We start from the raw sequence: 8,764 nt of genomic DNA on the forward strand, positions 1-8,764 counted from the left end.
CCTGACAGGGGTGAGCCCGATGGCCCGCACCCCGATGCTGCGCCCCACCCCGCCCGAGGGCCGCGACGTCGCCCTGGTCGACAGCGCGGCGATCCTCGACGCGCTGCTGCTGCCGGTCGTGGTACTCGGGCCGGACGGCATCATCGCCCACGTCAACGCCGCCGCCGAGCCGTTTTTCGGCATGTCGCGCAGCCATCTGTGCGGCGAGGCGATGACCTCGATCCTGCCGCCCGACCACCCGCTGTTCCTTCTGGTACAGAAAGTGCGCGACCAGGGCGTCACCGTGATCGAACACGAACTGACGCTGCGCGGGCCGCGTCTGGATCGCAGCGGCATCACCGTGCAGGGAACGACGCTGCCTGACGCCCCCGGTTCGGTCCTGTTGACGCTGCATGATTCGTCGGCCGCGCGCGCGCTGGACCGTCAGCTGACCTTTCGTTCGGCCGCCCGCAGCGTGTCGGGCATGGCGGCGATCCTCGCGCATGAAGTGAAGAACCCGCTGTCGGGCATTCGCGGCGCGGCACAGCTTCTGGAAACGTCCGTTGGTCACGCCGACCGGGAACTCGCGGTCCTGATCCGGGACGAGGCCGATCGGATCAAGGGCATCGTCGAGCGGATGGAGATGTTCAGCGAAAAGCCGATCGAGCGGCGTGCGGTCAACATCCACCGCGTGCTGGAGCACGTGCGGCTGCTGGCGCAGAAGGGCTTCGCCGCCGGCCTGCACTTCACCGAGGATTACGATCCCTCCCTGCCGCCGGTCTGGGGCAACCGCGACCAGCTGATCCAGGTGCTGCTGAACCTGGTGAAGAACGCTGCCGAATCGATCGCGGATTCCGGCCGGGGGGGCGATATCATGCTCTCGACCTCCTACCGGCAGGGAGTCCGGCTGGCCGTGCCCGGGACCGTGCGCCGCATGCATCTGCCGCTGGTCGTCACGGTGCGCGACAACGGGCCTGGCATTCCCGAATCGATCCTGCCGCATCTGTTCGAGCCGTTCCTGACGACCAAGACCACCGGCAGCGGGCTGGGGCTCGCGCTGGCTGGCAAGATCATTGACGACCACGGCGGGATCATCGAAATCGAGAGCCGTCCGGGCCGGACGGAGGTCGTGCTCCATCTGCCGGTGGTGACGGAGGATCAGGGACCGCCCTGACACCGCGCCGCTTCCACGCCTAATCCTGACGACCCGGCCTGCCAGGCCCGCCTCCGGGCGTGTTCACATCAGAGAGTTACATGCCGCTGCCGACGATCCTGGTTGCCGACGACGACCGCTCCATCCGCACCGTGCTCAGTCAGGCACTGGGCCGCGCCGGCTATCAGGTTCGCACCACGCCGACCGCGTCCACCTTGTGGCAGTGGGTCGAGGAGGGCGAGGGCGATCTGGTCATCACCGATGTGGTGATGCCCGATGAAAACGGCCTCGATCTGGTGCCCCGCATCCGGCGTGCCCGCCCCGACCTGCGCATCATCGTCATGAGCGCGCAGTCCACCCTGATGACGGCGGTCAAGGCCACCCAGCGCGGCGCGTTCGAATACATTCCAAAGCCGTTCGACCTGAAAGAGCTTCTGGCCGTGGTCGGCCGCGCGCTGGCCACACCCGCGCCGGTAATGATCGAAGGCAGCCCGGCCGAGGCGGAAGAGCGCATGCCGCTGATCGGGCGGTCGGTCGCGATGCAGGACATCTACCGCGTCATCGCGCGCCTGACGACGTCGGACCTGACGGTCATGGTCAACGGCGAAAGCGGCACCGGCAAGGAACTGGTCGCCCGCGCCCTGCATGATTACGGACGCCGGAGAGGCGGCCCCTTCGTGGCGGTGAACATGGCCGCGATCCCGCGCGAACTGATCGAAAGCGAACTGTTCGGCCACGAACGTGGCGCCTTTACCGGCGCGACCAACCGCACCCCGGGCCGCTTCGAACAGGCGACCGGCGGCACGCTGTTCCTCGACGAGATCGGCGACATGCCCGCCGAGGCCCAGACGCGTCTGCTGCGCGTCCTGCAGGAAGGCGAGTTCACCACCGTCGGCGGCCGCCAGCCCATTCGCGCGGACGTGCGCATCGTCGCGGCGACGCACCGCGACCTGCGGCAGGCCATCCGCGCGGGCGTGTTCCGCGAGGACCTGTATTACCGGCTGAATGTGGTGCCGATCCGCCTGCCGCCCCTGCGCGAACGGACCGAGGACATCCCGCTTCTGGCCCGCCACTTCCTCGATCGTTCCGCCGTTGACGGCAATGCCCCCAAATCGCTGTCCGAGGACGCGGTCGAACGGCTGATGAGCGCACGCTGGCCGGGGAACGTGCGCGAACTCGAAAACCTGATGCGCCGGATCGCGGCCCTCTATCCTCAGGAGATCATCACCGGCGAACTGATCGAGCAGGAACTGGCCGAGTCCCTCGCCGAACAGACCCAGCACGAGCCCGCCACGGGTACCGAGCCCCTGGCCGATGCCGTGTCGCGTCACATCCGCCAGTATCTCGCCGCCAGCCAGGACGGGATCGAAATGCACGATATCTATGACCGCGTTCTGGCCGAGGTCGAGCGGCCGCTGATCCAGATGACCCTGGCCGCAACACGCGGCAACCAGATCAAGGCGGCCTCCATGCTGGGCCTGAACCGCAACACCCTGCGCAAGAAGATCCGCGATCTGGAAATCCCCGTGGTCCGGGGCGCGACCTGACCCGGCCGCTGCCCCCGGCGACCCTTCCTCCGTTTACAAGGCGCGATCCATGACACCGATGTCCGCAAACCATGCCGTTGCGCGAACGTCCGGACGCGTCGCAGCCCCCGCACGACCGGGTCGGGCGCGATGACGGCGGCCCGGCGTCTGCGCCGGTTCCTCGCCCCCGGCGCACGCACCGCCCGCGCGCGCGACTTCCTGTCGATGCGTGGTGTCTCGATCACGCTGGTGATCATGGCGCTTGGCCTGGGCTTCGCGACGTTCGTCGTCCTGTCGGGGGGCATGTCCCTGGCCAACCGGCCACAGCTTCAGGCGGCCGTCTTCGCCCTGAACGCCGTCGTGATCCTGACGCTGGGGACGGCACTGGCCTTGCGCGTGGTGCGTCTGTTCGACGAACGCCGGCGCGGTCTGGCCGGCGCGCGACTGCATGTGCGGCTGGTGTCCCTGTTCGGCATCGTCGCGGTGGCGCCGACGGTCGTGGTGGGCACCTTCGCGGGGCTGTTTTTCCATTACGGCATCCAGATCTGGTTCTCCGACCGTGTCAGCACCGCACTCAACGAGGCGGAGCAGGCCGCGCGCGGCTACCTGCAGGAGCACAACGCCAACATCCGCACCGAGGCGTTTTCGCTGGCGAGCTATATCCTCGGCGCGCAGAACGATCTCGCCCAAACCGGCACCGACCTGCTGCATGACCACGAGACGCTCGATCAGGTGCTCGATTCGCAGGCGACGTTGCGCGGGCTGGACGAAGCCGTGATCTACGATCCCTACACCAACAAGGTGGTGGGCGCGGGCGGCCTGTCCTCGCGCCTCGGCACGCCGGGCGACCTGCCGCCCCGGGCGGCGACCATGATGGCGCGCAGCAGCAACGACGTGGCGATCTTCGACAGCCCGGACGAGAAGACCGTGCGGGCCGTGGTGTCGGTCGGCGATTCCGTGGGGCTGATGCTGGTCATCACGCGCCCGGTGGATCCGGTCATTCTCGAGCACATGCGGCGCACGGACAATGTCGTGGCCGACTACCAGCGCCTGAACCGCAACCGCGCGAAGATTCAGGTGATGTTCGTGATGATCTTCGGGCTGGTCGGGCTTCTGGTCCTGACGGCCGCAGCACTGGTCGGGCTGATGCTGGCCAACCAGATCGCGCGGCCGCTGGGACTGCTGGGGCTTGCGGTGCGCCGCATCAGCGAGGGGGACCTGAAGGTCCGTGTGCCCGAAGAAGCGCGTGATGACGAGATCGTCGATCTGTCGCGTGCCTTCAACAGCATGACGGACCAGCTCGAAAGCCAGCGGTCCGAGCTGATGGAAGCCTATGGCCAGATCAACGAGCGCCGACGCTTCACCGAAGCCGTTCTGTCCGGCGTGTCGGCCGGCGTGATCGGTCTGGACCGTGCACAGGTGATCGAACTGCCCAACCGGGCGGCGTCGGTGCTGCTGCATACCGATCTCGGCGCGCTGATCGGTCGGCCGCTGACCGACGCCGCGCCGGAATTCGCCCCCCTGCTGGAACAGGCGCGTCTGATGCCCGACCATCCGCAGACCGGGGAAATCCAGATCGGCCCGACCGCCGATCGCCGCACGCTGATGGTGCGGATCGGGGTGGAGCAACAGGGCGCGGACGGCTACGTCATCACGTTCGACGACATCACGGCGCTACAGGCCGCGCAGCGCACGGCCGCCTGGGCGGACGTGGCGCGCCGGATCGCGCACGAGATCAAGAATCCGCTGACGCCGATCCAGCTTGCCGCCGAACGGCTCAAGCGCCGCTTCCTGCGCGAGATCCAGTCCGACCCGGACACGTTCGCCCAGTGTTCGGACACGATCGTGCGCAGTGTGGGCGACATTCGGCGCATGGTCGACGAGTTCTCCGCCTTTGCCCGGATGCCGCAGCCGATCATGCGGATCGAGGATCTGTCGCACATCGTGCGTGAGGCACTGGTTCTGCAACGCGGCGCGCATCCCGAAATCCGTTACGAGACCGCGATGGCCGATACGGGCCCGATGGTCCTGTGCGACCGGCGCCTGATCGTCCAGGCCCTGACGAACCTGTTGCAGAATGCGGCCGACGCCATTGCCATGGGCGTCAAAGAAGGGGATGTTGATGCGCTTGCGAAAGACTTTCGCCGCACTGACAGCATCGGGACGATCCGCATCGTCGCGCAGGTCGTGGGGGCGGAGGCGCGCCTGAGCGTGTCCGACGACGGTCTGGGGCTGCCCGAGGCCGACCGCCAGAGACTGACCGAACCCTACGTCACCCACAAGGCGAAGGGCACGGGTCTGGGTCTGGCCATCGTCCGGAAGGTCATGGAAGATCACGGCGGCGCGATTCGGCTGGAGGATCGCGCCGAAGGTAGGGGAGCTGTGGCGACGTTGAGCTTGCCGATGAAAGACGCCGATGCCGGCTGAGATCCTGATCGTCGATGACGAGCCGGACATCCGGCTGCTCGTTCAGGGGATTCTGAGCGATGAGGGTTACGACACCGCCGCCGCCGGCGACTCGGACGCAGCCCTCGCGGCCTTCCGCACCCGCCGCCCGTCGGCGATCATTCTCGACGTCTGGCTCCAGGGATCGCGTCTGGACGGGCTGGAACTGCTCAATCTGTTCCAGGCCGAAGACCCGTCCGTGCCCATCGTCATGATATCGGGCCACGGCACCATCGAGACCGCCGTCGCAGCCCTGCAGCACGGCGCGTACGATTTCATCGAAAAGCCGTTCCAATCCGACCGTCTTCTGGTGGTGGTGCGCCGCGCGCTCGAAGCCTCGCGGCTAGCGCGTGAAAACGCCGAACTGCGTCTGCGCGCCGGTCAGGAAACCGAACTCTCCGGCGAAAGTGCCGCGATCGCCGCGGTCCGCACGCAGATCGAGCGTGTCGCCCCCACCGGATCGCGCGTGCTGATCACCGGGCCGGCCGGCTCCGGCAAGGAGGTCGCGGCGCGCATGGTGCACGCGCGCTCGCGCCGCTCGGACGGGCCCTTCGTCGCCCTGAACTGCGCGACACTGGCTCCGGGTCGATTCGAGGAAGAACTGTTCGGCCTCGAAGGGACCGCCGAGGGTCCGATCCGGCGCATGGGTGTTCTTGAACGCGCGCATGGCGGGACGCTGCTTCTCGACGAGGTGGCCGACATGCCGCTGGAGACGCAGGGCAAGATCGTCCGCGTCCTGCAGGACCAGACGTTCGAGCGCCTTGGCGGGTCGACACGGGTCAAGGTCGATATCCGCGTGCTGGCCTCGACCAACCGCGACCTTCAGACCGAGATCGCCAACGGCACGTTTCGCGAGGACCTGTATTACCGGCTGGCCGTCGTGCCGTTGCGAATCCCCAGCCTGCGCGAACGGCGCGAGGATGTGCCCGCCCTGGCACGCCACTTCCTCGACCGCGCGGCCCAGACCGCCGGCCTGGCGGCGCGCCAGCTGTCGGTCGACGCGCTGGCCGCGCTGCAAAGCTACGAATGGCCGGGCAACGTGCGTGAACTCCGCAACCTAATGGAGCGGCTGCTGATCATGATTCCGGGCAGCGTGAACGACCAGATCCGCGCCGACATGCTGCCGCCGGCAATCGGGCACGGCGCGCCGTCCATCGTGCGTATCGACGCGCAGGCCGATGTCATGAGCCTGCCGCTGCGCGAGGCGCGCGACCTGTTCGAGACCCAGTATCTGCAGGTCCAGCTGATGCGGTTCGGCGGCAACATCAGCCGTACGGCAGGCTTCGTCGGCATGGAACGCAGCGCTCTGCACCGCAAGCTCAAGCAACTCGGCGTGACGTCGGACGACCGGCCCCTCTGACGATTGGGGGCGAAAACCATGTCCGCCCAAGGTTTTGTGATGGGCGGCCTTGGTGTATAGAGTGGGCGACCCATCCTTTTTCGCTAACATGTCAAGGGAGCCCACTTATGCGCGGCACCCAAAAAGAAATGTAAGGCCCCAATGCCGTGGCAAAAGACACCTCGCAGAACGTTCAGGACGTTTTTCTCAATCATGTCCGTCGTTCCAAGACTCCGGTAACCGTCTTCCTGGTCAACGGCGTCAAGCTGCAGGGCATCATCACGTGGTTTGACAACTTCTCCGTCCTGCTGCGCCGCGACGGCCACACACAGCTTGTCTACAAGCACGCGATCAGCACGGTGATGCCGACCTCCCCCGTCAATCTCTTCGAAGGCGCCCGTTCCGAGTTCGCCGACGACAAGGACAGCACGAGCCCCCTTGACCTCTTCTGATACGGCCCTTGCGGCCACACGCGCCGCCGTCATCCTGCCCTGGGAACGTCCCGAACGACAGGACGAGGCACGCGCCGCCGAGGCACGGCTCGAAGAAGCCGTGGGCCTCGCCGCTTCCATAGGACTGATCGTCGTCCGTCAGGCCGTGCTGCTGATCCGCGCGCGGCGCCCCGCGACGCTGCTGGGCACCGGCCAGGTCGAGTCGCTGGCCGAAGCCGTGCGCGAGGACAAGGTGACGGTCGTCGTCATGGACGCCCGCCTATCGCCCGGCCAGCAACGCAACCTCGAAAAGGCGCTGGGCTGCAAGGTCATCGACCGCACCGGCCTGATTCTCGACATCTTCGGCGCGCGCGCGGCGACGCGTGAAGGCACGTTGCAGGTCGAACTCGCCCATCTCGAGTATCAGCGCTCCCGCCTTGTGCGGCTCTGGACCCATCTGGAACGCCAGCGCGGCGGCTTCGGCTTTCTCGGCGGCCCGGGCGAGACCCAGATCGAGGCCGACCGCCGGATGATCGGCGACCGGATCGTCCGGCTGAAAAAGGAACTCGAACAGGTGCGCCGCACACGCGGGCTGCATCGTCAGGCCCGCAAGCGCGTCCCGTTTCCGGTCGTGGCACTGGTCGGCTACACCAATGCGGGCAAGTCGACGCTGTTCAACACCCTGACCGGTGCGGCGGTCCACGCGCAGGACCAGTTGTTCGCGACCCTTGATCCCACCATGCGCGGGTTGCGCCTGCCCTCGGGACGGCGCGTCATCCTGTCGGACACGGTCGGGTTCATCAGCGAACTGCCGACCGAACTGGTCGCGGCCTTCCGCGCCACGCTGGAAGAAGTGGCCGAGGCCGACATCATCCTGCACGTACGTGACGTGGCCCATCCCGATACCGTGGCACAGCGGGCCGACGTGGTCGGCGTGCTGGACGGCATGGCGCGCGACGGCATGCTGGGCACCGACTGGCCGTCCCGGACGATCGAGGTCCTGAACAAGGCCGACCTGCTGGGCGGGGTGGACCAGGTGCCGACGCGCGCGGGCACGGTTGCGATCTCCGCCATCACGGGACAGGGGCTGCCGGCGTTGCTCGATGCGATCGACGCACGCCTGACCGCCGCGATGGAAGTGGCACGCTATGTGCTGCCGGTCACGGCGGGTTCGGCCCTGGCGTGGCTGTACGAGCATGGGGAAGTGATCGACCGCCACGACGGCGACGAGGACGTGTCTCTTCAGGTGCGGTTGCTGGGCGCGGATCGCGGCCGGTTCGAAGTGCAGTTCGCGGAGCAGTTGCGCGCCTGACGCGTGCGACCTCGCCCGATTGTCAGCCCGTGCCGGGCTGCAATCGGGCTACTCTCGACCGCATGACAGACTGGACGTCGCATTCTCCGACACGGGAGGGCCGCCGATGACACCGGCATTCACGCAACAGGCGATCGTCGCCGTTGGCCAGATCATGCGTCTGGCCGCGCGCGAGATCATCATGCCCGCCTTCGGGCGTCTCGGCCCCGAGGCGATCCGCTGCAAATCGGGGCCGCTCGATCTGGTCACCGACGCGGACGAGGCCGCCGAACGCTTCATCACCACCCGTCTGCGCGACGCCTTTCCGGCGGCGCGCGTCGTGGGTGAGGAAGCGGTGGCCGCCGACCCCGGCGTTCTGGCAGTCCTCGATGCGCCTGGCCTGGTGTTCGTGATCGACCCGATCGACGGGACGGCGAACTACGCCGCCGGAGTGCCCCTGTTCGGCGTGATGGTCGCCGCCGTGCAGGACGGCGTCACCGTTGGCGGGGCAATCCTCGACCCGGTCACCGACCGGCTGGCGCTGGCCGTGCGCGGCGGCGGTGCCTGGGAGGATGATGGCCACGGGCACCGCTGCGGGCT

General features: G+C 67.6%; 7 protein-coding genes. All 7 read left to right on the forward strand.

What is annotated here, in order from left to right; translation table 11 throughout:
- The first annotated feature begins 34 nt into the window (after positions 1-34).
- The gene (locus tag HUK82_RS12475; RefSeq protein WP_176614281.1) at positions 35-1,153 is read left to right on the forward strand and encodes a two-component system sensor histidine kinase NtrB; all 1,119 of its coding nucleotides are present in this window, start codon (positions 35-37) and stop codon (positions 1,151-1,153) included.
- An 80-nt stretch (positions 1,154-1,233) separates the two neighbouring features.
- The gene (gene ntrC, locus HUK82_RS12480; RefSeq protein ID WP_176614276.1) at positions 1,234-2,679 is read left to right on the forward strand and encodes a nitrogen regulation protein NR(I); all 1,446 of its coding nucleotides are present in this window, start codon (positions 1,234-1,236) and stop codon (positions 2,677-2,679) included.
- A 204-nt stretch (positions 2,680-2,883) separates the two neighbouring features.
- Positions 2,884-5,085 carry a sensor histidine kinase NtrY-like gene (locus HUK82_RS12485; RefSeq protein WP_246495405.1) on the forward strand — a complete coding sequence of 734 codons (2,202 nt, stop codon included), beginning with the start codon at positions 2,884-2,886 and terminating at the stop codon, positions 5,083-5,085.
- Positions 5,075-6,463, forward strand: coding sequence for a nitrogen assimilation response regulator NtrX (ntrX, locus tag HUK82_RS12490; protein WP_176614278.1), 1,389 nt, complete (start codon positions 5,075-5,077; stop codon positions 6,461-6,463). The genes HUK82_RS12485 and ntrX overlap by 11 nt, the downstream gene beginning before the upstream one ends.
- Positions 6,464-6,609: 146 nt before the next feature.
- The gene (hfq, locus tag HUK82_RS12495) at positions 6,610-6,894 is read left to right on the forward strand and encodes an RNA chaperone Hfq (RefSeq protein ID WP_176614279.1); all 285 of its coding nucleotides are present in this window, start codon (positions 6,610-6,612) and stop codon (positions 6,892-6,894) included.
- Positions 6,881-8,185, forward strand: coding sequence for a GTPase HflX (gene hflX / locus HUK82_RS12500; RefSeq protein WP_176614280.1), 1,305 nt, complete (start codon positions 6,881-6,883; stop codon positions 8,183-8,185). The genes hfq and hflX overlap by 14 nt, the downstream gene beginning before the upstream one ends.
- 106 nt (positions 8,186-8,291) lie before the next feature.
- On the forward strand, positions 8,292-8,764 hold a 473-nt coding region (locus HUK82_RS12505), incomplete at its 3' end, for an inositol monophosphatase family protein (protein ID WP_305144409.1).

Source organism: Ameyamaea chiangmaiensis, assembly GCF_013376175.1.
GTDB lineage: Bacteria > Pseudomonadota > Alphaproteobacteria > Acetobacterales > Acetobacteraceae > Ameyamaea > Ameyamaea chiangmaiensis.

Bases quoted from the DNA above. Each gene is read 5' to 3' on its own strand.
- HUK82_RS12475 (WP_176614281.1), top strand. From the start codon at position 35: ATGCTGCGCCCCACCCCGCCCGAGGGCCGCGACGTCGCCCTGGTCGAC.
- ntrC (WP_176614276.1), top strand. From the start codon at position 1,234: ATGCCGCTGCCGACGATCCTGGTTGCCGACGACGACCGCTCCATCCGC.
- ntrX (WP_176614278.1), top strand. From the start codon at position 5,075: ATGCCGGCTGAGATCCTGATCGTCGATGACGAGCCGGACATCCGGCTG.
- HUK82_RS12485 (WP_246495405.1), top strand. From the start codon at position 2,884: ATGCGTGGTGTCTCGATCACGCTGGTGATCATGGCGCTTGGCCTGGGC.